The organism is Allorhizobium pseudoryzae, assembly GCF_011046245.1.
GTDB lineage: Bacteria > Pseudomonadota > Alphaproteobacteria > Rhizobiales > Rhizobiaceae > Neorhizobium > Neorhizobium pseudoryzae.
The window spans coordinates 348,752-373,557 of the sequence record NZ_CP049244.1; the positions used below are offsets into that span (position 1 = coordinate 348,752).

At 60.1% G+C, this 24,806-nt stretch carries 19 protein-coding genes and 2 pseudogenes; 15 read left to right on the forward strand and 6 right to left on the reverse strand.

Going from position 1 to position 24,806, the window contains the following annotated elements:
• Positions 1–38: 38 nt before the first annotated feature.
• Positions 39–536 (reverse strand): annotated as a pseudogene (locus G6N78_RS20570) (IS5 family transposase); the annotation flags it as partial.
• A 225-nt stretch (positions 537–761) separates the two neighbouring features.
• On the reverse strand, positions 762–1,694 hold the full coding sequence (locus G6N78_RS20575; protein ID WP_230831444.1) for a LysR substrate-binding domain-containing protein: 933 nt from the start codon (positions 1,692–1,694) through the stop codon (positions 762–764).
• 154 nt (positions 1,695–1,848) lie between these two features.
• Between G6N78_RS20575 and tkt the strand changes: the two genes are divergently transcribed.
• The 10 genes from tkt to G6N78_RS20625 all read left to right on the forward strand — a co-directional run bounded on the left by tkt (position 1,849) and on the right by G6N78_RS20625 (position 13,008).
• Positions 1,849–3,822 (forward strand): transketolase, encoded by a 1,974-nt coding sequence (gene tkt, locus G6N78_RS20580; protein ID WP_165223244.1) that lies wholly within the window; start codon positions 1,849–1,851, stop codon positions 3,820–3,822.
• Positions 3,819–4,775: an NAD(P)-dependent oxidoreductase gene (locus G6N78_RS20585; protein WP_165223247.1), complete on the forward strand. Its 957-nt coding sequence runs from the start codon at positions 3,819–3,821 to the stop codon at positions 4,773–4,775. The genes tkt and G6N78_RS20585 overlap by 4 nt, the downstream gene beginning before the upstream one ends.
• 15 nt (positions 4,776–4,790) lie before the next feature.
• Positions 4,791–6,062: a glycerate kinase type-2 family protein gene (locus G6N78_RS20590; protein WP_165223250.1), complete on the forward strand. Its 1,272-nt coding sequence runs from the start codon at positions 4,791–4,793 to the stop codon at positions 6,060–6,062.
• An 85-nt stretch (positions 6,063–6,147) separates the two neighbouring features.
• Positions 6,148–7,134 (forward strand): LysR family transcriptional regulator, encoded by a 987-nt coding sequence (locus G6N78_RS20595; RefSeq protein ID WP_165223253.1) that lies wholly within the window; start codon positions 6,148–6,150, stop codon positions 7,132–7,134.
• Between the two features lie 110 nt (positions 7,135–7,244).
• A complete protein-coding gene (locus G6N78_RS20600) occupies positions 7,245–8,099 on the forward strand; it encodes a transketolase (protein ID WP_165223256.1) in 855 nt (284 codons plus the stop codon).
• Positions 8,096–9,130, forward strand: coding sequence for a transketolase family protein (locus G6N78_RS20605; protein ID WP_165223259.1), 1,035 nt, complete (start codon positions 8,096–8,098; stop codon positions 9,128–9,130). Before G6N78_RS20600 ends, G6N78_RS20605 begins: the two co-directional genes overlap by 4 nt.
• 44 nt (positions 9,131–9,174) lie before the next feature.
• Positions 9,175–9,927 carry an SDR family NAD(P)-dependent oxidoreductase gene (locus tag G6N78_RS20610; RefSeq protein WP_165223262.1) on the forward strand — a complete coding sequence of 251 codons (753 nt, stop codon included), beginning with the start codon at positions 9,175–9,177 and terminating at the stop codon, positions 9,925–9,927.
• 274 nt (positions 9,928–10,201) lie between these two features.
• Entirely contained in the window at positions 10,202–11,170 is a 969-nt protein-coding gene (locus tag G6N78_RS20615) for a TRAP transporter substrate-binding protein (protein WP_165223265.1), read from the forward strand.
• A gap of 44 nt (positions 11,171–11,214) precedes the next feature.
• The gene (locus G6N78_RS20620; RefSeq protein WP_165223268.1) at positions 11,215–11,739 is read left to right on the forward strand and encodes a TRAP transporter small permease; all 525 of its coding nucleotides are present in this window, start codon (positions 11,215–11,217) and stop codon (positions 11,737–11,739) included.
• A gap of 12 nt (positions 11,740–11,751) precedes the next feature.
• Positions 11,752–13,008, forward strand: a complete 1,257-nt coding sequence (locus G6N78_RS20625) for a TRAP transporter large permease (protein WP_165223271.1) — start codon at positions 11,752–11,754, stop codon at positions 13,006–13,008.
• Positions 13,009–13,116: 108 nt separating this feature from the next.
• Here G6N78_RS20625 and G6N78_RS20630 read toward each other — a convergent pair.
• A pseudogene (locus G6N78_RS20630) lies at positions 13,117–13,515 on the reverse strand (IS6 family transposase); the annotation flags it as partial.
• A 221-nt stretch (positions 13,516–13,736) separates the two neighbouring features.
• On the opposite strand from G6N78_RS20630, the gene G6N78_RS20635 reads away from it, so the two are divergent.
• Complete coding sequence (locus G6N78_RS20635) at positions 13,737–14,729, forward strand: IS5 family transposase (protein ID WP_165223274.1); 993 nt, start codon at positions 13,737–13,739, stop codon at positions 14,727–14,729.
• 8 nt (positions 14,730–14,737) lie between these two features.
• Here the strand turns inward: G6N78_RS20635 and tnpB are convergent, their stop codons facing one another.
• The 3 genes from tnpB to G6N78_RS20650 form a co-directional block, all read right to left on the reverse strand.
• The gene (gene tnpB, locus G6N78_RS20640) at positions 14,738–15,004 is read right to left on the reverse strand and encodes an IS66 family insertion sequence element accessory protein TnpB (RefSeq protein WP_165223277.1); all 267 of its coding nucleotides are present in this window, start codon (positions 15,002–15,004) and stop codon (positions 14,738–14,740) included.
• Positions 15,001–15,363, reverse strand: a complete 363-nt coding sequence (gene tnpA / locus G6N78_RS20645) for an IS66-like element accessory protein TnpA (protein ID WP_165223280.1) — start codon at positions 15,361–15,363, stop codon at positions 15,001–15,003. The genes tnpB and tnpA overlap by 4 nt, the downstream gene beginning before the upstream one ends.
• 131 nt (positions 15,364–15,494) lie before the next feature.
• A complete protein-coding gene (locus G6N78_RS20650) occupies positions 15,495–20,687 on the reverse strand; it encodes a trifunctional serine/threonine-protein kinase/ATP-binding protein/sensor histidine kinase (protein WP_165223283.1) in 5,193 nt (1,730 codons plus the stop codon).
• 54 nt (positions 20,688–20,741) lie between these two features.
• Here G6N78_RS20650 and G6N78_RS20655 point away from each other — a divergent pair, with 54 nt between their 5' ends.
• The 4 genes from G6N78_RS20655 to G6N78_RS20670 all read left to right on the forward strand — a co-directional run bounded on the left by G6N78_RS20655 (position 20,742) and on the right by G6N78_RS20670 (position 24,786).
• Positions 20,742–21,638 (forward strand): AraC family transcriptional regulator, encoded by an 897-nt coding sequence (locus tag G6N78_RS20655; protein ID WP_165223286.1) that lies wholly within the window; start codon positions 20,742–20,744, stop codon positions 21,636–21,638.
• Between the two features lie 151 nt (positions 21,639–21,789).
• Positions 21,790–22,446, forward strand: coding sequence for a hydrolase (locus G6N78_RS20660; protein WP_165223289.1), 657 nt, complete (start codon positions 21,790–21,792; stop codon positions 22,444–22,446).
• Positions 22,447–22,596: 150 nt separating this feature from the next.
• A complete protein-coding gene (locus G6N78_RS20665) occupies positions 22,597–22,836 on the forward strand; it encodes a DUF1427 family protein (protein WP_165223292.1) in 240 nt (79 codons plus the stop codon).
• A gap of 72 nt (positions 22,837–22,908) precedes the next feature.
• A complete protein-coding gene (locus G6N78_RS20670) occupies positions 22,909–24,786 on the forward strand; it encodes an amidohydrolase (RefSeq protein WP_165223295.1) in 1,878 nt (625 codons plus the stop codon).
• Positions 24,787–24,806 lie beyond the last annotated feature (20 nt).

Consider the following 24,806-nt stretch of genomic DNA (forward strand, 5'->3'; position numbering starts at 1 on the left):
AAACCGGAATACCGAATCTGGTTTGGCGCGACACGCTTTAGGTGCAGTTTTCGCCAACCTCTGCGGGATTTGACACTATGCTTTTCCTCCAGCCACTGCCCCGCGCCGTAGACTTGCAAGCCGGTGCTATCGATCAGGACGTGGATGGGCCCCTTCTGAGGGATGCGATCATTGTGCCGCTTGTCCGGCACTCTCAGCCTACTGGCTCGACGGCTCAGGGTCGTATGGTCGGGAACGGGGAGATCCAGGCCCATCAGCTTCAGTACCGAAGTCAGCAAACCTTCCGTCTGGCGCAGCCGCAGCCCAAACACCAAACCAAGCGTCAGTGCCGTCTCGATCGCCAGATCGGAGTAGCGGGGCTGGCCACCGCGTGTTGTCCGCTTTGGTGCCTGCCAGCACGATAGTGCCTCCGGCGTCAGCCAAAGGGTTAGGCTGCCACGCCGACGCAGGCCTGCCTCGTATTCCCGCCAGTTCGTCACCTTAAACTTCATCTTGCCGATACGATGCCGGCGGCTGGCGTTGTGTTTGAAAGGCATGATCAGTCAGCTGGGTTGTTTCCACCCAATCCGACTACATCACCGCCCTTAAACGATCCGTGCACCAACGCCCCCGAGCATGAGAGATATGTGCGGATAGCGTCTTTCGCTCGCCTTTCGTTCATTAAGTTTACGATGCCAGCGGAGGGGCGGTCAAGATGATCCGCTCTTCGACACGCCCGCCATGAGCGCGGGTGACCTCCAGTACCGCCGACGACCTCATCCCTAACCAGACTGCGGCGTTTTCGCTTTACCAGATTCGGACATTTCCGTTGCCGCAAGTGATATGGCGGCATCCAGATGTGGAGGCAAGTTCAGGCTCTCCAGCAACCATTTGACAAAGAGGCGCACCGGCTTGCGGATCGGGCGGTTGCGTGGAATGACCAGCTTGTGGCCGCTGTCGTAAAGTCGTCCCCCTGCCTGCGACAGCGGTGCAACCAAGCGGCCGCTTGACAGGTCCTCTTGGGCCAGTCTCATTGATTCAAGGGCGATGCCGAGTTCGTTGCGGGCTGCGGAAAGGGCCATGAAGCTGCGATCGAAGCGCAATGCCCGGTTCAAAGACTTGTTGATGCCGTTGACCTTGAGCCAATCGTCCCACCGCACCTGTTTCTGGTCACTCTGGATCAACGGAAAAAGCGCAATATCATCGATGCATCCGATTTGGTTCGCTATCGCGGGAGCGCACAGGGGTGCGACTTCTTCTTCTCCCAGCAGGAGGGAGGTCACACCTTCGGCCCGCACAGGACCGTAAACTATATCCAGATCGAAATCGTCGGTGGCGAAGCGGGCATATTGCGTGTCTGCCGACAGGCGAAGCTCGATCCCCTCGTGGCGCGTGGTGAATTGCTTCAGGCGCGGCGCAAGCCAAAGCGCTGCGAAGCTGGGTGCGGAATGGATGCGCAGCAGCGCCGACCCACGCTGACCGACATCCTCGATGCCCCGTCTGATTTCATCGAAGGCAACGGAAAGCCGTGACAGAAGCGCAAGCCCTTCGAGGGTCGGACGCACACCTCTGCCGGCGCGTTCGAAAAGCTGGACGCCCAGTGCCGCTTCAAGCTGACGCACGGAATGGCTGATGGCGCTGGGCGACAGGCGCAGTTCGTCGGCGGCCCCTTTGAAGTTGCCGTATCGCGCTGCAGCTTCGAAACTGCGCAGCATGGAGAGTGTCGCGCCACCGATCATAGGTCTTGATTAACGTGAATCTGATTCATGAATCAATGAGGAATTGTCGTTTGCATCTCAGGTATCGGATGAGTACGCCTTGACGCCGATAGTCGCGCAGTGCCTGCACGGGTACGCAATGGGAGGAAACATGGTCGACATACAGCGCATGGCGCATGCAATCCGGTTTCTCGCCCTCGATTCCATCCTGAATGCCGGCGAAGGGCATCAGGGCGTACCACTTGGCATGGCCGAAATCGCGGCAACCCTTTACGCCAGGCATCTGAAGATTGACCCGTCCGAACCGCTCTGGCCGGACCGCGATCGCGTCGTGTTGTCGAACGGCCATGGCTCGATGTTGCTTTATGCGCTGCTCCATCTGGCCGGCTACGACCATGTCTCGGTTGATGCGCTCAAGAGTTTCCGCAAGCTTGGATCTCTGTGCGCCGGTCATCCCGAGATCGAACAGCACGCCGGCATAGAGATCACAACCGGGCTGCTTGGCCAGGGCATTGCCTGCGCGGTCGGCATGGCGGTAGCCGAGGCGCGGCTGGCGGCGCGTTTCGGCGCGCCTTTGGTCGAACATCGAACCTGGGCCTTTGTCGGTGATGGCTGCCTTCAGGAGGGGATCGGACAGGAGGCTGTTTCTCTGGCCGGCCATCTACAGCTCGGCAAGCTCACGTTCCTGTGGGACGATAATCATATCACCGACGATGGTGACACGGACCTGTCGACCAGCGAGGACATTCCGGCACGATTTCGCGCTGCCGGATGGCACGTCCATGCGGTTGATGGTCACGATATAGAGGCCATTTCGATGGCGCTTGATGCGGCAAAGGCTGATCCGCGACCGTCGCTCATTGCCTGCCGGACGACGATCGCGCGCGGCATTCCCCGCCTTCAGGGCCAGCGCGGCGGCCATAGCGCGCCTTTGAAGGTGGAGGATTCTGAGCAGGCGCGTGCTCTTCTCGACTGGCCTCACGCGCCTTTCGACATACCGGCGGAGATCCTTCGCGATTGGCGCAGCGCGCTTGCCAAGGGCAGCGCCGCGCACGAGGCCTGGCGCTTGAGGCTGGAAGTCTATCCGGACAAGGCCGAATTCCAGCGTTGGATATCGGGCGGCCTTCCCATGGACTGGTCCTCGCAGATCGCGGCACTGCATGCGGCGGCCGGGCGCCAGATCGAGCCAAGGGCAACGATACTGTCGTCCGGCGATCTCTGCGACGGGCTGGTGTCCGTGCTGCCGGAGACCTTGGTTCTTTGCGCCGATCTCGAAGCGCCGACCAACCACAAGCGCAGCCGTGGCGCCTTCGATGTGCGCGACCGCAGCGGCAGCTATGTCCACTGCGGCGTCCGGGAACATTTGATGGGGGCAATGGCGGATGGCATTGCCGCCCATGGTGGTCTGCGCCCCGTCAATGTCACCTATCTTGCCTTCGCCGATTATGAACGGCCCGCCATGCGCATGGCCGCGCTGATGGGTCTGCCGGCACTGTTCGTTTTCAGCCACGATTCCATTGGCGTCGGCAGCAACGGGCCGACCCACCAGCCCGTCGAGGTTCTGGCGAGTTTCCGCGCCATGCCGAACATGCTAGTCTTCCGACCCGCCGATGCGATCGAGACCGCCGAGGCCTGGCAGGTTGCCATCGAACATCGCAGCGGTCCGAGCCTTCTGGCCCTGTCGCGCCAGGCGGCTGTGCCTGTGCGGATGGAGACGGACGAAAACCGCACCAAACGCGGCGCCTATGTGTTGCGCGAGCCCGCAGGCGGCCGCGATGTGACGTTGATTGCGACCGGAACCGAGGTGAGCCTTGCCGTCGCCGCGCAAGCAGAGCTTGCTCACCTGGGGATCGCTGCCGCCGTGGTGTCCATGCCCTCGTGGGAATTGTTCGAAATGCAGGGTATGGATTATAGATCCGCCGTGCTTGGTGAGGCGCCGCGCATCGGCATCGAGGCGGCGCTGTCCTTCGGCTGGGAGCGCTGGCTGCGGCCCGAGGATCGCTTCATAGGCATGAGCGGATTTGGTGCTTCCGCGCGCGCGGAGGTTCTTTACGAGCATTTCGGCATTACCAGCCGGCGCATCGTGGACATGGCGAAACAGATGGTGGCAGGAGTGGCTGCGTGAGCCGTATCGTTTTTCTTGACCGGGACACGATCAGTCCCGATATCGACGTGCCGCGTCCCGGCTTCGATCACGAGTGGATCGTCTTCGCAAAGACTGCGCCCACGCAGACCGCCGAGCGCATTCGCGATGCGGAGATTGTCATCACAAACAAGGTACGCATCGACGCCGATGTTCTCGATGCGGCACCCGCTTTGCGGCTCGTGGCGGTCGCTGCCACCGGCTACGATTGCGTGGACATCGCGGCCTGCGCGGCGCGCGGGGTCACCGTCTGCAACATACGCGGATATTCGGTCAACACGGTGCCGGAACATGTCTTCGCGCTACTTCTGGCGCTACGCCGCAGCCTGGTGCCGTATGTGTCGGAGGTGCGCGACGGCGCATGGCAGCGGGCCGGACAGTTCTGCTACTTTTCCAATCCGATCCGCGATCTCGCCGGATCGACCATGGGCATTGTCGGCAAAGGGGGCATCGGCGGAAAGGTTGCCGCGCTGGCTTCGGCCTTCGGCATGGAGGTGATCTATGCGGCTAGGCCCGGCGAGACTGCCGCGCCCGGTCGGATCGCCTTCGACGAGTTCTGCGCCCGTACCGATGTGATCTCGCTGCATTGCCCGTTGACGGAGAGCACAAGGTCGCTCCTCGATGCCAAGGCCTTTTCGGCCATGCGCAAGCAGCCCATCATCATCAACACGGCGCGCGGAGCGCTGATCGACCTCCCCGCCCTGCGCGAAGCCCTGGAGGCACGGAAAATCTCCGGCGCAGGCCTTGATGTCGCCGATCGCGAGCCGCCGCCGGCCGACGATATCCTGATGCAGCTTGCCGGCGATCCGCGCGTTCTGGTCACGCCGCATATTGCCTGGGCCTCGAGAGAGGCGCAGAAGACGCTTGCGCGCCAGCTTTGCGACGTGATCGAGTCGTTCCAGCGCGGTGCACCGATCAACTCGCTGACACCATAAAGAACGACGCGATCGATGACAGACACCAAGGCCCTTCTGCGCAGCATGTTCGAGACGGCAATCAACGCGGCGCGGCCTGGCATTGTTCTGCCGCCGGCGCTGCCGCCGCGTCCCCCGACTGGTCGGGTCGTCGTCATTGCCGTTGGCAAGGCGGCGGCAGCCATGGCGGCGGCGGTCGAAATGGTCTGGGGGCCGTGCGAAGGATTGGCATTGACGCGCTATGGCCACGGCGTGCCGACGCAATCGATCGAGGTGGTGGAGGCGGCTCATCCTGTTCCGGACAAGGCGGGGCAGGACGCGGCGCGGCGCATTCTGGCGCTGGCCGAAAGTCTTGGTGCGGGCGACACGCTCCTGTTTCTGATCTCGGGTGGGGCCTCCGCGCTTTTGTCCGCTCCGCTTTCCACAATCACTCTGGACGAAAAGGCGGCGCTGACGCACGCCCTGTTGGCGAGCGGGGCGACGATCACCGAAATGAACAGCGTGCGCCGACATCTCTCGTCAGTGAAAGGCGGACGCCTTGCCGCCGCAGCCCATCCGGCCCGCTGTCTCTCCTTTGCCATATCCGATGTGCCGGGCGATCGACCGGAGGTGATAGGCTCAGGCCCGAGCGTGCCCGATCCTACGACGCAGGCCGACGCGCGCGCCGTGCTCGCCAAATATGACATCCCGGCACCGCCATCGATCACGTCCGTTCTGGCAGATCCTTTTTTCGAAACACCCAAGCATGACGACCCGCGTCTGGCCCATGGTCAATTCAAGCTCATTGCCACACCGCAAATGATGCTCGCCGCGGCCCAGGCGGCTGCGCCCCTGCCCTGTCATTTGCTCGGCGATGCTATTGAGGGCGAGGCGCGCGAGGTCGGCCGCGCCTTTGGGGGACTGGCGCGTGCCGTTAAGGAAGGCAAGTCCGCCTTCATGGCGCCCTGCATTCTTCTTTCCGGCGGTGAAACAACCGTCACGCTGCCGCCAAAGGCCGACGGAAAAACCGTGGGCAGAGGTGGCCGCAATGTCGAATTCCTGATGGGCCTTGCCGGCGAAATTGCCGGCGTCGAGGGCATCTTCGCGCTCGCCGGCGACACCGACGGGATCGATGGTGCCGCAGACGTCGCCGGCGCCTATGCGGATTGGACGACGCTCGAGCGCGCACGCACAACGGGCTACCCGCTTGGCGCGGCCATGGCGGCGTATGATGGGCACGGCCTCTTCGAGCGCCTGGACGACCGGATCGTCACCGGGCCAACCCATACCAATGTCAACGACTTTCGCGCCATCCTGATCCAGTCCTGAAGCGAGCGTTCCGCACGCATTGCGATGGCAGTCGATAAGCCGAAGCCTATTTCCTCTTTTCAACGAAATGCTTTAGCTTCCAGACATGCGTGATCTCAATCTCAAGGCAACCGAATATTTCGAAGCGGCCGCCCGACTGGGCAGCGTGACCAGGGCGGCGGAGGAACTGGGCATTTCCCCTTCCGCAGTGAGCCAGCAAATATCGCTTCTCGAGGCACAACTCGGGGTGAAACTCTTTCGGCGCGAGAAACGCAGGCTGCTGCTGACGCTTGACGGAGACCGACTTTTTCAGACAACAACACAAGCCTTCGGGGCCATCCGCAATGCGCGCTCGGCAGTCTCCTTCCAGCGAGACCGACGCAATTTCGTCATTCGCGTCAGTCCCAGTTTCGGGGTGCGGTGGCTTGGGCCGCGCGTCGGCGCCTTCTGCGCGGACAATGAAGAATGGAACATGCGCATCGATGCCACGCCCGACTTTTCGGCTTTTGAAACGGAAAATGTCGATGTGGACCTCCGCTATGGCCTCGGCACCTGGAGCGGGGTTTCCGTGACGCCTCTGATGCATGATCTGGTCCTGCCGTTGTGCAGCCCGGCCTATCTGGAGCGGCTGCGACAGATCGATCCGGATCCCGCCCGCCAGCTGGCACAGGCGCGGCTGATCGACAGTGTGAAGACACTTTATCGCTGGGACCTTTGGCTTGCCTCCAACCAGATCCATATTCCGAACGTGAGTTACCCCTTACGCTTCGACCGATCGTCCATGTCGATCGAAATGGCAAAGCAGGGCGGAGGCATCGCGCTTGACAGCGTTACGCTCTGCCTCGGAGAACTGGAGCGTGGCGAGCTTGTGCCGTTCTCGACGGCCTTCGAAGTCATCGACTTCCCCGCCTATTGGTTCGTCTGTCCGTCACGGCATCTGAACAGACGGATTGTCCTGCGCTTTTTCAACTGGATGATGTCGGCCTGCAAGAACCACGACGATTCTGCCCGTGCGCATCTAGCAGGCCTGGGCTGCCGGTTCCGCATGGGGTTACCCACCGATCTCATCGACGTCAAACCCTGGGGTCTGTGACGCGCCGGGAAAGAGTTGTTAAGCCTGACTTCACATGTCTTTCGGATTTCTTAAAATATTTTCTCTGCTGTAGATGCTATCTCTCAGGCACAAACAGTCGGGAGGAAACGATGAATTTGGCAAGCAGCCCGGTGGCGCGTTCCAACGTGTCGCTGGCACTTCGGGCATGGAATATCCGGCGCAAGGCCCTTCTTATGGGCCAAGTTCAAGGCCAGGGCTACATCGGCCAGGCGCTCGGCATTGCGGATGTTCTGGCCGCCTCCTATTTCCACGCGCTTGAATACCGCTCCGAAGATCCGGAATGGGAGGGACGCGACCGCTTCCTCCTGTCGATCGGTCACTATGCCATCGCACTCTATGCCGTGTTGATGGAAGCAGGCCTCCTGCCCGAGGAAGAGCTGGAAACCTATGGCATGGATGACAGCCGCATGCCGATGTCGGGCATGGCATCCTACACGCCAGGCATGGAAATCACCGGCGGTTCGCTCGGACACGGATTGGGCATCGCCGTCGGCATGGCCATGGGCCTGAAGCGCAAGAGCAACAAGGCATTCGTCTACAATCTCATGTCGGATGGTGAACTGGGTGAAGGATCGACGTGGGAAGCCGCCATGTCGGGCGCGCATCACAAGCTCGACAACCTGATCTGCCTTGTCGATTTCAACAACCAGCAGGCCGACGGCAAGTCGACCGAGATGCTCTGCTCCGAGCCGCTGACGGAAAAGTGGCAAGCCTTCGGCTGGCACGCCCAGCGAGTCGATGGCAACGATCTTGCCGCCGTCGTCGCCGCATTCGATGCCGCGCGTGACCTCACGCAAGCCAAGCCCCGCGTCATCATCTTCGACACGACCATGTGCAAGGGCGTGCCCTTTCTGGAAAGCCGGGAAATCACCCATTTCGTTCGCGTTGACGCCGATGAATGGGACAAGGCGCTTGCAGTTCTGGAAGAAGGAAAGCCCGCATGACGCTCGCATCCATGGCTCGCAAATACGAAGCCCGCAAGCTTCCCGAGGGCGAACGCCAGGCAACCTCTGCGATGATCGCATCGCTGGCCGCCGAAGGCTACGCCACCGTGGCCGCTCCGTTCGGACAGGCCCTTATCGAGGCCGCTCAGAAAGATGAACGCATCGTTGGTCTCACGGCCGATCTCGGCAAATATACCGATCTGCATGTCTTCGCCAATGCCATGCCGGACCGTTTCTATCAGATGGGCATGGCCGAGCAGGTGCTGATGTCAGCGGCGGCCGGACTTGCACGTGAGGGTTTTCTGCCCTTTGCAACGACTTATGCCGTCTTTGCGTCGCGCCGCGCCTACGATTTCATTGCCATGGCGATTGCCGAGGAGAACCTTCCCGTTAAGATCGTCTGCGCCCTGCCAGGGCTTACGACCGGCTATGGTCCGAGCCACCAGGCCACCGAGGATATCGCCATCTTCCGTGGACTGCCCAATATGACGATCATCGATCCGTGCGACGCCGACGATATTCTCGGCATGGTGCCGGAAATGTGCGCCCATCAGGGCCCTGTCTATGCGCGACTTCTCCGGGGCAAAGTTCCTTCCGTGCTCAGGAAACACAAGCCCGATTACAAATTCAAGCTCGGCAAGGCCCAGCCGATCCGCGAGGGTCGAGATGTTCTCGTGATATCGACGGGCCTGATGACCATGCGTGCGCTGGACGCTGCCGTAAAGCTTGCCGAAGACAAGGTGGATGTGGCGGTCCTGCACTGCCCCACCATCAAGCCCCTCGACCTTGAAACGATCGCGGCGGAAGCCTCCAGGGGCGGGCGCCTCGTCGTGACCGCCGAAAACCATACGGTGGTGGGCGGATTGGGCGAGGCCGTCGCCGCAGGTCTTCTTTCTCGAGGGATCGCGCCGAAATTTCGCATGATCGGTCTGCCGGACCAGTTCCTTGAGGCAGGCGCGCTGCCAACCTTGCACGACATGTACGGACTTTCGGTCGATAAGGTGGCGCAGAAAATTCGGGAATGGCTCTGAAGGCCGCCCCGGAGATCCAATAAATTTACGGAGGAATGAGACCCATGGGTCTACTGAAGGGAAAATTCGCGATTATCACGGGGGCTGCGTCGGCACGCGGGCTTGGAAAGGCAACGGCAAGGCTGTTTGCCGAGCATGGGGCGACGGTTGCAATCCTCGACCTGAACGCCGATGCCGCAATGGCCGCAGCCTCGGACCTGGGTCCTGATCATGTCGGTCTTGCCTGCAACGTGACCGACAAGGCGGTCTGCGAGGCAGCCGTGGCGGGACTCGAAAAGCGCTGGGGTCGCATCGACATCCTCGTCAACAATGCCGGCATCACGCAACCGCTGAAGATCATGGATATCGAACCGTCGAATTACGATGCCGTGCTCGACGTGAACCTGCGCGGCACGCTTTACATGAGCCAGGCGGCCATTCCGGGCATGCGCGAGCGCAAATCCGGCTCGATCGTCAATCTGAGTTCGGTGTCTGCTCAGCGCGGCGGCGGTATCTTCGGCGGACCGCATTATTCGGCGGCGAAGGCGGGCGTGCTTGGCCTCACAAAGGCAATGGCGCGGGAGCTTGCTCCGTCTCAGGTCCGGGTGAATGCCATCTGCCCCGGCTTTATCGCGACTGACATCACGGACGGCAAGCTCACACCGGACATGCTCGAAAAGATCGTCGAGGGCATACCGCTGGGCCGTGCGGGAGAGGCCTCGGATGTTGCCGGTTGCGCATTGTTTCTTGCGTCGGATCTTTCGGCTTATTGCACGGGTACCGAAGTGGACGTGAACGGTGGTTCCTTGATCCACTAGGGCATGAGTCCGAGTTGGCAAGGCCGCAAGAGGAGCTGCGGCGGACCTTGTCATCAAGGCAAGAGGAGCCTGCGGCGGGCCTTGTCATCAACGCTTGTCACGCTCCGGAAATTGAGTTTGGTTCGCCGGCGGCAGATCCGCCGGCAGCCGTTGGGGGAGATCTGAAACAAAGCAATGGCCGCAAGGCGGCCTGCCTGTTTCGGGCCGCGCGTGAAAAGCCCCGGTCACAGCCCGGCTTGGCACTAGCGGGGGATCATTTGAGGAGGAGAAAAACATGAAATCGAGCTGCATAACCGCTGTTGCACTGGCAGCGACTTTGTCCGCGAGCGGCGCGTTCGCCGACCAGATCACCTTTGCGCATGGCGCGAATCCGGGAAACCCCCGGTTCGTGGCTGCCGAGGAATGGGGCAAGATCTACGCCGAATGCACGGGCGGCAAGACCAAGGTTGATGTCGCTCCGTCGGCAACGCTGGGTGACGACGTGGAATTGCTGACCTCGGCGATCGGCGGCGTCATCAATGTGACGGCCAACAGCCAGGGCGCAGTCTCGCAGGTCGTGCCGGAAGTCGGCCTTCTGGGCCTGCCTTTCCTCTTCAAGGATTTGCCTGCGGCCTGGAAGGTCCTCGATGGCCCTGTCGGTCAGATGCTCGACGATCGCGCCCAAAAACACGGCCTGAAAATCCTGGGATTCTGGGATAATGGCATCCGCCAGGTCAGCACCCTCAAGGGTACGGTCAAGGAACCAGCCGACCTGAAGGGGATCAAGATCCGCACACCGCCAGACCAGATGACCATCGACATCTTCACAGCTCTGGGTGCGGCGCCTGCGCCGCTGGCCTTCTCGGAATTGCCGACGGCCTTGCAGTCCGGCGTCTTCGATGCGCAGGAAAATCCGCTGACCAACATCTACTCGTCGAAGATCTACCAGATCACCAAAAACATCACGATGACCGGCCACAAATATGAAAGCACGCCGGTTGTCGCGGGTCTGGCCTGGTGGAATGAGCTGGACAACGCGGGACAGGACTGCGCGCTCAAGGCCACAGCGGAAGCCGGGAAAATGCAACGCGATCTCTCGCTGGAAGGCGACCAGACGCTGCGTCCTAAGATGGAAGCGGAAGGCGTTGTCTTCGCCGAAGCCGATCATGACGCCTATGTGAAGGCGACGGCCTCGGTCTACGACAAATACGCCAAGCAATATCCTGAGATCGTCGACATGCTTAAGAAGGCAGCGGGGCAATAATGTCCGGCCGCACGCAGTCTTCCGAAAAAACGGTGGAGGGGCCGATGGCCCCCCTCATCCGGTTCATGCTCCGCCTGAAGATGGTGTTGGACTGGAGCGGTCGCGTTATCGCCGCCGTCTCCCTCAGCGCTCTCTTCGTCGTTCTGCTGGTCAATGTGGTCCTGCGTTATTTCTTTAATTCGGGCATCGCATGGGCCTATGAGATCCACGGACTGTTGCTTCCGTGGCTTGTGGCGGGCGGCCTACTGATGGCGGCCGCACATGGCCGAAACATTGCAGTGACGCTGTTGCCGGAAATGCTCGGACCGCAATGGTATCGGCCGATCATGGTGGCGGTTCACCTCTGCGCCTTGGTCATCTGCGTCAGCGTTCTTAGCTCCAGCTCGCCCATCTTGCGCGCGGCGCAATACCAGATGTATTCGACCATGCCGATCAGCCAGATTTGGGGCTATTACAGCATCATCTACGCATTCGGCGGGATGGCTTTCATTGCCACCGCAGATGCTCTTGCACTCCTGCTTGGGCACGCCGTCACTGAAATCGATGTCAGCAATTCCAGCCTGAGCTGAGGAGACTTTCTCATGTCTGCCGTAATGATATGGGTCTTCATGATCCTACTGGCCATCGCAGTGCCCGTGGCCCATGCCATGCTTGGCGGTGTGGCTGCAGCGCTTTGGCTCGCGGATCGCCCGCTGGCCGTCATCACCCAACGGCTGTTCTCGACGACACAAAGCTTTCCGATGCTTGCGGTGCCGTTCTTCATCCTCGCGGGCAGCTTGATGATGTCGGGCCGCTTCGGCGTCTATCTCGTCAATATCGCGCGTCTTCTCGTGGGGAACTTCAAAGGCGGCCTCGGTCAGGTATCGATTATCGGATCGGTCATGTTCGGAGGCGTGTCGGGGTCTGCCGTTGCCGATGCCACGGCCATGGGAAATGCCCTGATTCCAGTGCAGCGCGAAGCGGGCTATCCGCGCGGGTTTTCGGCGGCGATCAATGCCTCCTCGTCAACGATTGCCGTGCTTATCCCGCCTTCGATCCCGCTCATTCTCTTCGGTCTTGTCTCCAATGTCTCCATAACCGACCTTTTCGTGGCGGGTATTGTGCCCGGCCTCCTTCTGGGTTTCGGCATGTCGGTTGCGGTCTGGTGGGTCGCGCGCAAAGAGAACCTGCCGCGCGCGCCGCTGGCTGGAGGCTTCAAGGCATTTCGCGGTGAAATCCTTACAGCGCTCCCGGCACTTTTCATGCCCTTCTTCGTCATTGGAACGCTGCGTTTCGGCGTTGCGACGCCGACAGAAGTCAGCGTCATGGCCGTAGCCTATGCTCTCCTGATCAGCGGCGTGGTCTATCGCGACCTGAGCTTTCGAACACTATGGCGCGCAGCCTGCGAAACCGCGCTCATGACGGGTGCTGTCATGTTCATCATCATGGCATCATCGACCATTCAATGGCTGCTGACCGCCGAACAGGTTCCTCAGCATCTTGCGGCCTGGGTTACGTCCTACTTCAGCGAGAAGTGGATGATCATTCTGGCGATGAACATTGTCATGCTGATCGTCGGATGCTTCCTCGATCTTCCCGCAGCCGTCCTGCTGCTTGGCCCGCTCTTCGTCACGATCGGTAGCGCCATTCACCTGGACCTCGTGCAGCTCGGCTTGATGATGGTGGTGAACCTGTCCATCGGACTTTACACGCCTCCTGTCGGTACGACGCTTTTCATTTCCTCCGCCATCGCCAAAAGCGGCATCGGTGAGACGGTCAAGGCACTTGCGCCATTCTATGCGGTTGCGGTTGCCGTGCTGTTGGCCATGTCTTACTTTCCGATGCTCACTATTTATTGACTCGGTCACGGCGGCACTTGAGAATCGACCCCAATTCGGGGCGTCAAAAAGGGCATCGTAAACTTAATGAACGAAGGGCGAGCGAAAGACGCTATCCGCAGATATCTCTCATGCTCGGGCAATTTTCGCCCACAGGCTCATCGCCTCCGCACGCAGTTCGCGATGATGGCAGGAGGTGATGTCGTGGCGCGGGATGTGAAACAGGTTGGCGATCGGGTCATGGATGGAGACGAAGCATTGTAGATGTCGCCGTGATTTGAAGCGCTGCATGATCCGCTCTCGCCGCCGGACTGGCTGGTGAGAACTCTCCGCCCGATTATTCAACCCCTTGTGGGAGCGATGCTCGACACCCGGCATGATCTCTCGCTTTGCTGCGCCGTAGGATTGCAGCTTGTCTGTGATCATCACTCGGGGCAGCCGTCCCTGGCCCTTCAAGAGCTTGCGCATCAGTCGCTTGGCGGCCTGTGCATTTCGGCGGCTTTGCACGAGAACGTCCAAAACGAAACCGAGCACGAACCCGCTACGCGGGAGGGCGTGCGCGGCGAGTTCCGCATGATTATCTGAGGTTCTAGGCAGGCTGTTGGTGTTGCCTGACCATGACGTTCCCTTCAACGAGAGGAACGTTCAATGGCCAGCTTTCAACACGATGCCCCGATGGCGTTGGTGCACGGATCGTTTAAGGGCGGTGATGTAGTCGGATTGGGTGGAAACAACCCAGCTGACTGATCATGCCTTTCAAACACAACGCCAGCCGCCGGCATCGTATCGGCAAGATGAAGTTTAAGGTGACGAACTGGCGGGAATACGAGGCAGGCCTGCGTCGGCGTGGCAGCCTAACCCTTTGGCTGACGCCGGAGGCACTATCGTGCTGGCAGGCACCAAAGCGGACAACACGCGGTGGCCAGCCCCGCTACTCCGATCTGGCGATCGAGACGGCACTGACGCTTGGTTTGGTGTTTGGGCTGCGGCTGCGCCAGACGGAAGGTTTGCTGACTTCGGTACTGAAGCTGATGGGCCTGGATCTCCCCGTTCCCGACCATACGACCCTGAGCCGTCGAGCCAGTAGGCTGAGAGTGCCGGACAAGCGGCACAATGATCGCATCCCTCAGAAGGGGCCCATCCACGTCCTGATCGATAGCACCGGCTTGCAAGTCTACGGCGCGGGGCAGTGGCTGGAGGAAAAGCATAGTGTCAAATCCCGCAGAGGTTGGCGAAAACTGCACCTAGCGCTGGATGCCGACAGCGGCGACATCATCGCACACGTCATGACCGATCAGGAGGCCGGCGACACTTCACAGGTTGGGCCGCTGCTCGATCAGATGATCGACACGCCGATTGGCCAGTTCACCGCGGATGGCGCCTATGATGGCGATCCGACCTATGGCGCCCTTACCAATCACAGTCCTGACGCGGCGGTGATCATTCCGCCACGCGCCAATGCTGTGAAGCAACCTGACGCTGATCCCTCCAGTCAACGAGCCCGTCATATAGCCGCGATCAACGCCGACGGTCGGATGAAGTGGCAGGCCGCGACCGGCTACGGGAAAAGATCTTTGGTCGAGACGGCGATCGGCCGTTACAAATCAATCATCGGACGGCGGCTGCGGGCGCGCTCATTCGCGACCCAGCAGACGGAAGTCGCCATCGGCTGCGCTGTCCTCAATCGCATGCTGGCCTGCGCACGCCCGAAATCCGTCCGCTGCACAAAAGCTAACCCATAGAAGCGGCATCAAAGACGGAGTTCCGTTCTTTCAACGACCCACGCACCAAAGCCCCCACGCTCCAAAATCTTGTAGAACAGGCAAAACCCCTGGCCGTCCCACCACAGAAGCTTGATCCGGTCAGCGCGCTTTCCGCGGAAGCCGAAGATCGCGCCCGAGCCAGGCGCCTCCTTCACGACCGTCTCGACCAGCGCGGACAGACCATCAATGCCACGCCGCATATCGGTCACCCCGCAGGCCAGATAGACCCGCACATTCCCCGATGGCCCGATCATACCGCCTCCACGCAAGCGACCAGCGGACCAAGCAGCTTCAACTCAACGTCAGCCGGAACCGTCAAGCGCCGACCGTTTCGGAGCAAGATCTCGACGATCGCCGGCCTCGTTGCCGCGCTAGAAGCCTGGCCTACGCCAACCTCCTGGGTGATCTCCACCGGGAGGAACACCGTCGGCCGATCGGCATAGCTGAATGATTGCCGCCATAAGCGGATCTGGCCCGGATGAATGTCATGCCGGCGCGCCACATCGCCAATGTGAGCACCGGGCTCATCAGCTTCCGCAAGTATCCTCAGCTTCGCCTCGTCCGACCAACGCCGTCTGCGCTCGGTACCGGACATGATCTCCATGCGAGCCATGAAACCTCTTTGTTCTGGTATTAATGTCAGCATTAATGCTGGTTCGAATGCCAGAACATCGCCTGATTTGCCTGATCAGCAAAAACAGCTCACCGGACGTTCACGATGTATGAGAAAGCAAATGACAGTGGCTAATCGCAGGCTCCCGTCTTAAGCGGGATGGAAAATATAAATCGGGATCCGATCTCTTCGCCAATGGCCTTCAACGAACCACCATGTGCTTCGATGATGGACTTGCAGATCGCAAGGCCCATACCCATTCCAGAGGACTTTGTTGTAAACATCGGTTCGAAGATCTGAGCGGTGAGGTCTGGTGAGATCCCGCTGCCGAAGTCGCGGACGCTGACCCTGACATCCGTCTCTGTCTTCCTCGACATGATTTCAATCCTTCGTTTGGATGCGGGAACAACGTCCATGGCATCCATCCCATTTTGTATCAGATTGAGCACTACCTGCTTAAGTTGTGTCGCGTCACCTATAACTGAAGTTTCGGAGGTCGCGAGATCGAGCGCGATCTCGGTCTGCTGACGATCGATTTCGGATCTGGAAATTCGCAGAACTTCCTTGATGACTTCATCCAAGACAACGGGCTGTTGAACACTCGGCGCCTGTTTTGACAACGCCCGCAAAGCGCGGATGATATCGTGAGCACGCGTAACGCTGGTCTCGATTTCGGTAAGGACGCTGAGCGTTTCCGCAATGTCCGGTTCGGGGCGGCGCAGCCAGCGAAGGCCGGCGCCGGCGTTTGATGCTATGGCGGACAGGGGTTGGCCAAGCTCGTGCGTGACGGAAGCGGCAATACCGCCGAGGAGTGTCAAGCGGGCGTTCTTCTCGAGTTCAGCTCTGGCACCTGCGAGTGCCTGTTCGCTGCGGGAGCGTAAATCATTCTCCTCCAGAAGCTTCGTGTACAGTCTGGCATTCTCCAGAGAAATTGCCGCCTGCGAGGCCAGAAGCTTGAGGATTGCCACGGTATCCGAGGAAAAAACGCCTTCCAGATAGTCGTTCTGAAGGCAGAGCAGACCGGTCAGTTCGCCGCGGCGCAGAAGTGGCACGCAGAGGATCGAGCGCCCTGTGGTGGATACCTTATCCGCGGCCCAGGCTCCAAAATCGGACCCGGAAATGACAAAGGGGGTTCGGGTCTGAAGGGCGCGATCGATTACCGAATAGGGTGGGCTGAGGCCATACCGATCCGGATCGATCGTGCTGACGCGCACGCTGTCGCCTTCAGTCCAGGCGGATGCCTCGGCCTCCAGTTTGCCATCACCGATCTTCAGCAGAAGCCCGCGATTGGCGCCCGCGTGTACGAGCATTCGGGTCATCAGGGTTTCGATCACCCGATCGAGGACGATCTCCTCAGATAGTGCGAGCGAGGTTCCGAGAACAGTGTCGAGGTCGCTGGCGGCGGAGGCAAGGCCGGATGCGGAAGCCGGATGCCGAGTAACATCGAGGGTTGTTCTCAGGCTTCTTGCTTTGTGTCCCGCACCCCAGCGCTCATAGGCGTCTGACGCAAGCGATAGATAGGCATTGGCACTGATCCGGTTGCCCATCTCGAGACAGCAGCCCCCCGCACGCTCAAGCGCCAGCGCATGCTCGTGCTCGAAGCGGGACGATCGTGCGGCGGTGGCGGCCTTTTCGTAGAGGACGAGGGCTTCAGCGTAATTGCGGTTCCTGCGGGCAATCTCGGCATCCAAGAGCAGCAGCTTGTCGGCGAAGTTCAAGGGGTTCAGGTCTGCCCAAAGCGCTAGGCGGGAGCGAACGTCACGGAGCCGGGCATCCTTCTCGCTCTCTGCCGACGCGCCTTTCTCCAGAGCAGCAAGACCGAGCCCGAGATAGAACTTGCAAAAGCCCGTATCGATATGGGCAAGCAGGAAGATGCTCAACGCGTCGGCGACGAGCAGTTTCTCGACCGCTTCAGCATAGGCACCCTTGTAATAAAGCGAGGTGCCTTCATAGAAGGCAACCCAGAAAGCCGTCGTAGGTGAAATCACAGGGGCCGTCTGCGCGAGGCTTTCTGACGACTGGACAGAGCCGCCCTGCCCTTCGGCGAGATCGACGACCAGACGGAGCTGTGCAGCCAGAATATGCTCGATGTCGGTGTAACCAAAACGTCGGGTAACAGCGATCGACTCCTCCGCCTCTCGCCGGATCTTTGGGATTTCCTCACCCATGGCAATCAGGTCAGAAACGAGATGGTTGCGTGCATAACACATCCAGCCAACATCACCCGCCGTATGAGCAGCATCGAGGGCTTCACGCACGCGCTCCAAGGCGTAAGGCATCGAGCGGGTCCAAGGGGAAACCTGATCAACGGCGAGCAGGACAGAGGTTCGATGCTCTTCGAAACCATATTTGTCCAGAAGCGCGCGTGCGGCGAGGCTGAAGCTCAGACCGTCGGCATAAGCGTCGTACTTGTCCGAGATCATGGCACCGAACCAGGCGAGGCCATGGGTGGATTCCGGACTTGCCCCATAATCGAGCGTGAGTTCGACCATCTTGGCAAGATGCAGGAAGCGCAGCCCATCCGTCGTAAAAACCGATGAGATCAACGGCGCTAGCAACGACATGGCAGCCCGGATGCGCGGATCCTCCATCAGCGGAATATGCTCGAGATCGGCAATCTGCCTTCCCTCCAGTCGTCGGCGGATGGCGCGATAGGCTTCATCCTGCTCCGTTTCGCTCGACCCACGTGAGAGTTTCACGCCAAGTTCGTCGAGACCCAGCAATGCCTCGTCGATTGAGCCCTCATAGTCGGATTTTAGCGTCAGAAGGTTGGAGCGAAGGCGGAAGACAGCGCTTCTGTCGAGTGCGGACCGCGCATATGGCAGGAGTTCGTTGAGCCGACGCTCTGCCGCTTCGAGCGAGGCGGATCCCAGCAGAGCCTCACACAGTTGAGTATGGGCGCGGAACGAAAGACCGTAGTCGTCTGCCCACGTATCATCTCGGATCAACTTGACCGCGGTCTCGCCATATCGGACCGCCTGACCAAAGGCTGCCGAACGCCTTGCATGAGTCAGTGCGGCCAGAAGTGCATCAATGAGCAGCTTGCGCTTTTCAAGCGACAGATCTTCGGCCCGAGCAAGCTCGATCTGATTGGCAATCGCGAACGCGGTAGCATTGGCACCACTGCCCCATACGGACATCATTACATCGACCAGATGACGATGGCGGTCGCGCCTTGTCGCCTCGCCCATAAGCGAATAGGCGGCCTCCTGAATACGGTCATGAGTGAAGCTGAGTTTCGCAGGCGACAGCATGACGAAGCCCGAACGCGCCAGGGGGGCGGCAAGTTGCTGCAGGTTTTCGTCGGATAGACCAAGCGCCCTGGCAAGGACGACCTTTTCCGATTCCGGGCCTATGCAGGCCATCGTTTGAAGCAGACCGAGTGCCTCCGCGCCCTCCTTCTCGAGACGGGCCGTAACGAAGGAGATGATGTTTTCACTGGCCGGATAACGAGCCACATCTTCAACCCGGCACAGCCAGGCCTTCTCAGCCGGCGAGAAGTAGACGACACCATCCTGCACCAGTGCCTGCAGCAGTCTTCGGAGATAGAAGGGATTTCCTCCTGTCTTCTCATACAGCGTGTCGGCCAGATTCGAGAAACCGTCCGGGGCATCCGAAAAGATCGCTTCGAGCATCTGCCGTATGGCCGGGAGAGAGAGCGGACGCAGGTGAAGTTCTGCCAGCTCAGCCATAGAGGTCCGAGCATTTGCAATCCAGCGGTCGGACAAGGCTTGTGCTTCCCCGGATTGGTCGCGCCGGGCAACGACGAGAAGCAGACCGGTCACCGGCTCGCTGATGAGTACCGACAGGAAGGAGCGGGTCGCTTCATCAGCCCATTGTATATCGTCGAGAAACAGGACCAGTGGGCTGATCGTCGCTGCAGCGACGGACAGCACGGTGCGCAGGGCCCGCTGCAAGCGAAGTTGGATCATTGGGCCGGGAATCTCGATCCGGCTCGCGAGCGGTCCCGTGAGAATTTCAACGGCTGGCAGGAGATCAACCAGCAAGGACGCATTTCCCTGTAGCTCTCGGGCGAGCGCTTTTCGAAGAGATGCGAGGATCACGTGATCAGTGCGCACGGCTTCATCGATCAAAGCGCTCATTGCCTGCACGATGGGCCCATAAGGGACTTCCGACTGATGCTGGTCGCTCTTGCCCTGGAGGAACACGACCCTTTCACCTGCAATCTTAGCAAGACGCTGAACAAGACTCGACTTGCCAACACCGGGTTGGCCATGCACCGATATCATCGAGGGCTTGCCATGATCAAGAAATCGGTCGAGCACGTTCTCGAGGGTCTTTTCCTCGTCCCCACGCCCGAAGAGCGAAGATGTCAAAAGCTGTGCGAAAGGCGCATCAACACGTCCGATCTCGAAGTCAGCGATCGCGCCCATCTCGCGCCATTCCTGATCGCAGCGCGCAAGGTCAAATTCAAGCGCCCGGGCGGACTGGTAACGGGCTGACGGTTCCTTGGCGAGCAGGCGCTTGAGGATCTGGCCGATGACCGGCGGCAGGCCCGTGAACATGCTGCTCGCATCCATGGGAGCCAGCGCAAGATGAGCATGGCGCCATTCAACCGCCGAATTGGCTGCCAGTGGAAAGATACCTGTCAGATGCCTGAAAAGGATCATGCCGAGTGCGTAAAGATCGCTTCTGCTGTCATATTGCGGTGCGACCGGTCTCAACTGCTCGGGCGCGCGGTAGATGATTTCGTCGATCACACCAAGCGTCTGGGCGGAGACCGTGGCGGGCATTGCTCGCAAACGGATGATACCATTTCGATCCATGGCAAAATCGATCGGATGCAGAGAGCCAAGCTGTGCGCCGTCGGCATGTGCTGCAGCAAGCGCACGAACCATGGATAGCGCTCGCGGCAGGAACTCCTGCAGCGGAACGGGCGAAGGCGACAACAACCCAAGCACGATACTTGTGCTATCGAAGACCAAGACCCGATGTTCGTCTTCTTCCAGAATGGCAGCTGGGGTGTCGAGCCAGATCTCGGCATTCGCGTACCGGCGCAGGCCCAGATCGCCATTCGCCAACCGCACCGGCTCCCTGGACCGGGGGAGAAACAGCGCATCCCATCTACCATCATCTTGCGACAGGCGACGGAAGCTTACTCCGGCAGACTGCCATACAAGAGTTTGATTGCAGGCCCGAAGCCATGCTTGATCAAACATTCCGCTATCTCTGGCTACTTGGAGCATGGTCATGACCCAACGTGGTTTCCCATGTTTCAGTGGTAGCATTGGCGCGCCAAGACTGTCTTTGCCCCACGTGCTGTCGTAAAGGCCGAGTGTGCTGCGAATGCGAAAACTCGGCATTGCAGACGGCAAATCGGAGATTTATGATAAGTGGCTATCGAGGGGCAAAGGCGCATGTCGTCACTACACGATCATGGCATTTTCAAATTCCCTCAGGCGGGTGTCATCAACTCTTCTGCGGATCGGCGATGGCGTAATCTGGGCGCGGAAGTGCGTGCACATCCGGCCTGCGAGATACCTGACATTTGCAGCACCCAGATGGAGATTACCCTCGCTCTCAAGGGCACTCCCTCTGGCGTCGTACATCGCCGGGGTGACGGGCGTTTTCAGTCGACGGCGGTCCGTAGCGGCACACTCTGGTTCTGCCCGATAGGCGTACAGGAAGATTCGATCAGGATCACCGAGCCGCTGCCTGAAATTCTGCATCTCTATCTTCCGGAACACCAGTTTGCGACAGCGGGCGAATTGACCTCTCAGCCCGTTGCTTCGGGCGACATCGCTTATCTGGCCGACGTCGCCGACGAATTCGTTCGACAGGTCTGCATGCGGGTTTTGCAGGAGATGCGGCATGAAACGGCGGCTGGCGACCTGCTCGTCGAACAGCTGTCGATGACGCTCACGCTGCATCTCCTTTCACGGTATTCGGGAAACGGTCTTATAGAATCGTCGACCGAAGTGAACGGTGCCTTGAGCCCGGTCAGGCGAAACAGGGTCATCGATTATGTTGAGGAAAACCTGGAAGCCGATCTTACCGTTGCAGAGCTCGCTGAAGTTGCCTGTCTCAGTCGCTATCATTTTGCCCGCTCCTTCAAAGCGGCGCTCGGCCAATCGCCATCGGAATATGTGGCCAATCGGCGGCTGCTTCTGGGACAGAAACTCTTGGAAGACCCGACACTCTCACTTGCGGAAATCGCCTTCCGTTGCCGTTTTTCCTCGCAGGCAGCCTTCGGACGTGCGTTCCGGCGCCATACCGGCATGTATCCCGGTGACTATCGCCGGCGCAGGAGCTGAACGCGCTCCAGGTCCTAGAGCGGAACTGGCAACGGCAACGGCTGGAGATCAGCGAAACGTCCAAAATGGCTGAGTAACCGACAAGATACAAACAGCGCATCAGGGCATTTTCTCCTCGTCACTGCTTCTCACAAGCACCGAGGAAATGAAAATGACGATCCAAGCCAAAGCCACTCCTGGCGCGAAACTTCTGAACGCCGCCGATCACACCCTGATCATGATCGACTTTCAGTCTCAGATGGCCTTCGCCACGAAGAGCATTGACGCGGTCAACCTGCGCACGAATGCAGCGCTCGTTGCCAATGCCGCCAAGACCTTCAATGTCTCGACAATCCTGACCACCGTCGCCGAGAAGAGCTTTTCCGGACCAATGTTCGACGAGATTACCAGCACCTTCCCCGGCCAGGCAATGTTCGACCGCACCTCGATGAACACCTGGGAAGACGCAGCCGTCATTGCCGATGTCAACCGCATCGCCAAAAAACGGATCGTGCTTTGTGGTCTCTGGACCAGCGTGTGCATTGTCGGTCCTGCCCTGTCAGCACTCGATCAGGGCTTCGAAGTCTATGTGATCGCGGATGCCTGCGGCGATGTGAGCACGGAAGCACATGAACGCGCCATGGATCGCATGGTGCAGGCTGGTGCCCAGCCCATGACCTCACTGCAGTATTTGCTTGAACTGCAGCGCGACTGGGCGCGTGGCGAAACCTATGAGGCCACCACCGGCATCGCAAAGAAGCTCGGCGGCGCTTACGGCCTTGGTGTCACCTACGCCAAGACGATGTTCAACGCGGCCGAAGGCCACTGATCCCCCCCCGGTCGTTCCGTGTCCCGCCTCCCAACCGGAATGACCATTCGAGCCTGGCGCGGCCTCCCCTCCCGCGCCAGGTGTCGGGGACGGCGGGACAAGACCGCCGAGCCCTATCGGTCTGAAATCCCGCGCCGAAAGGAAAATCTGATGAAGCTCTATGTCATTTCACTCGCCGCAGGGCTGCTGGTCGGCGTGATTTACGGCGTCTTGAACGTCCGCTCCCCTGCCCCACCGGTCATTGCGCTGGTTGGCCTTCTTGGCATTCTCATCGGCGAACAAGTCGTGCCGCTCGCCAAAGCCGCACTCGTCCGTCAGCCGATCACCACGTCGCTTCCGAGGACCTCCGACCTCAGCGAGACGCGCAGGCCGCAGGATCAGGCCGGCTGAGCGCTGAGAGATCGCCCCCCAATTCGTCGCACTGATGGCTCGGTGCATTCCCACTTCGAAAGGAACACTGTGATGGATGCCGACCTCATCCTCTACCACGGACTCGTGACCACACTTGACCGCTCCAATCCGTCGGCGACGGCGGTTGCGATCAAGGACGGCAGGTTTCTCGCAGTCGGCAGCGATGCTGAAATCATGAAGCAGGCCGGTCCGCACACAAAGATTGTCGATCTGCGCGGCAAACGCGTCTTGCCAGGCCTCAACGACAATCACACCCATGTCGTCCGCGGGGGGCTGAACTTCAACATGGAACTGCGCTGGGACGGCATTCGCTCGCTCGCCGATGCCATGGACATGTTGCGGCGCCAGGTGGCTATCACGCCTTCACCCCAATGGGTGCGGGTGATCGGTGGCTTCAACGAACATCAGTTCGTTGAAAAACGGCTGCCGACCATTGATGAAATCAATGCGATTGCGCCGGATACGCCCGTCTTCCTGCTGCATCTCTATGATCGCGCATTGCTGAATGCCGCGGCCGTTCGTGCCGTCGGCTTCACAAAGGAGACGAAAGATCCGCCGGGTGGCGAGATCACGCGCGATGCCGCCGGCAATCCGACCGGGCTGCTTCTGGCGAAACCGAATGCCGGCATCCTCTATGCCACACTCGCCAAGGGCCCCAAGCTGCCCTTCGACTACCAGGTGAACTCAACGCGCCATTTCATGCGTGAGCTCAATCGACTGGGCGTCACGGCCGTTATCGATGCCGGAGGTGGTTTCCAGAACTATCCGGATGATTATGCCGTCATCCAAAAGCTGGCGGACGAGGATCTGCTGACGGTTCGGCTCGCCTATAATCTCTTCACCCAGAAGCCAAAGGAAGAGAAGCAAGATTTTCTCCGCTGGACCTCCTCGGTCACCTACAAGCAGGGCACCGACTACTTCCGTCACAACGGCGCAGGTGAGATGCTGGTCTTCTCCGCGGCCGATTTTGAGGACTTCCGGCAGCCGCGCCCAGACATGCCGCCGGAGATGGAAGGCGATCTCGAAGAGGTGGTGCGCGTACTTGCGCAGAACCGCTGGCCCTGGCGCATGCATGCGACCTATGACGAGACGATTTCGCGGGCGCTCGACGTTTTCGAGAAGGTCAATCGCGACACGCCTCTTGATGGCATTCACTGGTTCTTCGACCATGCGGAAACAATCTCCGATCGTTCGATCGACCGTGTGGCCGCGCTTGGGGGCGGCATCGCGGTGCAGCACCGCATGGCCTATCAGGGCGAATACTTCGTCGAGCGGTACGGCCATGGTGTCGCCGAAGCAACGCCGCCGATCGCCAAGATGCTGCATCGCGGCGTTCACGTTTCGGCCGGCACTGATGCGACGCGCGTCGCATCCTACAACCCCTGGGTCTCGCTCTCGTGGATGATCACCGGCAAGACGGTGGGCGGCATGAACCTCTACCCGCGGCAGAACTGCCTGGACCGGGAAACGGCGCTCAGAATGTGGACCGAAAAGGTCCAATGGTTCAGCAATGAAGAGGGGCGGAAGGGTCGTATCGAAGCCGGCCAATTCGCAGACCTGATCGTCCCTAGCAAAGACTACTTCTCCTGCCCCGAGGACGAGATTTCCTTCCTGACCTCCGACCTCACCATCGTCGGTGGCAAAGTCGTCTATGGCGCCGGAGACTTCAGCGGGATCGACGGCTCACCACTTCCACCCGCCATGCCCGACTGGTCGCCGGTTAGAACCTTCGGTGGCTACGCCGCCTGGGGAGAGCCGCAGGGAGCCGGCAAACACTCACTCCGCCGTCATGCGCTGAGTTCTTGCGGCTGTGCCAATGATTGCGGCGTGCATGGCCACGACCATGCAGGGGCATGGACGTCCAATCTTCCCATCAGCGATCTCAGGGGCTTCTTCGGCGCACTCGGCTGCTCATGCTGGGCCGTTTAGGAAAGAAGACACGGATGCAA

Coding starts and splice junctions, on each gene's coding strand:
- G6N78_RS20575 (WP_230831444.1), bottom strand. CDS start 1,694: ATGCTGCGCAGTTTCGAAGCTGCAGCGCGATACGGCAACTTCAAAGGG.
- tkt (WP_165223244.1), top strand. CDS start 1,849: ATGGTCGACATACAGCGCATGGCGCATGCAATCCGGTTTCTCGCCCTC.
- G6N78_RS20590 (WP_165223250.1), top strand. CDS start 4,791: ATGACAGACACCAAGGCCCTTCTGCGCAGCATGTTCGAGACGGCAATC.
- G6N78_RS20595 (WP_165223253.1), top strand. CDS start 6,148: ATGCGTGATCTCAATCTCAAGGCAACCGAATATTTCGAAGCGGCCGCC.
- G6N78_RS20600 (WP_165223256.1), top strand. CDS start 7,245: ATGAATTTGGCAAGCAGCCCGGTGGCGCGTTCCAACGTGTCGCTGGCA.
- G6N78_RS20605 (WP_165223259.1), top strand. CDS start 8,096: ATGACGCTCGCATCCATGGCTCGCAAATACGAAGCCCGCAAGCTTCCC.
- G6N78_RS20610 (WP_165223262.1), top strand. CDS start 9,175: ATGGGTCTACTGAAGGGAAAATTCGCGATTATCACGGGGGCTGCGTCG.
- G6N78_RS20615 (WP_165223265.1), top strand. CDS start 10,202: ATGAAATCGAGCTGCATAACCGCTGTTGCACTGGCAGCGACTTTGTCC.
- G6N78_RS20620 (WP_165223268.1), top strand. CDS start 11,215: ATGGCCCCCCTCATCCGGTTCATGCTCCGCCTGAAGATGGTGTTGGAC.
- G6N78_RS20625 (WP_165223271.1), top strand. CDS start 11,752: ATGTCTGCCGTAATGATATGGGTCTTCATGATCCTACTGGCCATCGCA.
- G6N78_RS20635 (WP_165223274.1), top strand. CDS start 13,737: ATGCCTTTCAAACACAACGCCAGCCGCCGGCATCGTATCGGCAAGATG.
- tnpB (WP_165223277.1), bottom strand. CDS start 15,004: ATGATCGGGCCATCGGGGAATGTGCGGGTCTATCTGGCCTGCGGGGTG.
- tnpA (WP_165223280.1), bottom strand. CDS start 15,363: ATGGCTCGCATGGAGATCATGTCCGGTACCGAGCGCAGACGGCGTTGG.
- G6N78_RS20650 (WP_165223283.1), bottom strand. CDS start 20,687: ATGCCGAGTTTTCGCATTCGCAGCACACTCGGCCTTTACGACAGCACG.
- G6N78_RS20655 (WP_165223286.1), top strand. CDS start 20,742: ATGTCGTCACTACACGATCATGGCATTTTCAAATTCCCTCAGGCGGGT.
- G6N78_RS20660 (WP_165223289.1), top strand. CDS start 21,790: ATGACGATCCAAGCCAAAGCCACTCCTGGCGCGAAACTTCTGAACGCC.
- G6N78_RS20665 (WP_165223292.1), top strand. CDS start 22,597: ATGAAGCTCTATGTCATTTCACTCGCCGCAGGGCTGCTGGTCGGCGTG.
- G6N78_RS20670 (WP_165223295.1), top strand. CDS start 22,909: ATGGATGCCGACCTCATCCTCTACCACGGACTCGTGACCACACTTGAC.